The organism is Mycobacterium gastri (genome assembly GCF_002102175.1).
Classification (GTDB): Bacteria; Actinomycetota; Actinomycetes; order Mycobacteriales; family Mycobacteriaceae; genus Mycobacterium; species Mycobacterium gastri.
In genome coordinates, this window is record NZ_LQOX01000012.1 from 1 (window position 1) to 1,234 (window position 1,234).

Below are 1,234 nucleotides of genomic sequence, written 5' to 3' on the forward strand. Positions count from 1 at the left end.
GGATTCGCCATTGCCGTCGGCGCCCCCGGCCCCACCGGCTGCGCCGACGGCAATGGCGAATCCGCCGGCTCCACCGCCGCCACCGGTGCCCAGCAGCCCGCCGGCGCCGCCCGCTCCACCGGTCCCGCCGTTGGTGGTCGACGAGAACCCGCCGGTGCCGCCGGCGCCGCCGCTGCCCCACAGCCCGGCCGCGCCACCGGCCCCGCCGTTTTGACCCTGCGCGCCGGAGCCGCCGGCCCCGCCGTCGCCGAGCAGGAATCCGCCGGGTGCGCCAGGTTGTCCGCTGCCCGCGGCTCCATTAGTCCCATTGCCGATCAGCGGGCGGTTCAGCAGTGCCTCGGTGGGTGCATTGATGACGTTGAACAGGGGCTGCAGTGGACTAGTGGTGCCGCTGGCGCCGCTGCTGCCGATCGTTGGGCCAAACCCGCCGTTGCCGCCATTACCCGCGGTGCCGATCAGCACCGCGCTGCCGCCCGTGCCGCCGACACCACCCGACATCAGGCTGCTCTGGCCGCCTTCACCGCCCGCGCCGCCGCTGCCGAACAGCAGGCCGCCCCGGCCACCGGTTCCGCCGACACCTCCGTTGCCAACCGTGCCGAGCCCGCCGACGCCGCCGGCTCCGCCGAAGCCGATCACGCCGGCATTGCCGCCGGCCCCGCCGACCCCACCGACCCCACCGATCCCTCCGGCACCGCCAGCCCCACCGCTGGACAACAGCAGGCCAGCGTCGCCGCCGGTTCCGCCCGTCCCTCCGCCGGTGGCATTGCCGCCGGCCCCGCCGGCCCCACCCGCGCCGAACAGGAAGCCGGCCTTTCCGCCGGCGCCGCCAGCACCTCCGACGCCCGTACCGCCGGGCCCGCCGTTCCCGCCGTCGCCACCTGGCCCGGCAAGCATGCCGCCGGCCCCGCCAGCGCCGCCGGAACCCCCATCCGATACACCTAGTCCGCCGGCCCCGCCGTGGCCGCCGGTTGCGCCGACCAGCCCGGCGAGCGGCCCGGCGTTCCCGCCGGCCCCGCCGGCCGCGCCGACGCCGGTGGCGCTAGCTCCACCGCTACCGCCGGCCCCGCCGGCACCCAACAGTCCGCCGGCCCCGCCGATTCCGCCGGCCCCGCCGACCCCGGTGTTTACTGCAAGCCCGCCAGCGCCGCCGACGCCGCCGTTGCCGGAAAGCAGGCCGCCGGCCCCGCCGTTGCCGCCGGCCCCGCCGTTGCCGGTCAAAGACGTCCCGCCGCCC

1 protein-coding gene is annotated in these 1,234 nt (G+C 78.0%); it reads right to left on the reverse strand.

Annotated features, from left to right (window positions below; all coding sequences use genetic code 11):
- Positions 1-1,234, reverse strand: a 1,234-nt coding sequence (locus tag AWC07_RS27915; protein WP_208622339.1) for a PGRS repeat-containing protein, incomplete at both ends; no start/stop codon positions are given.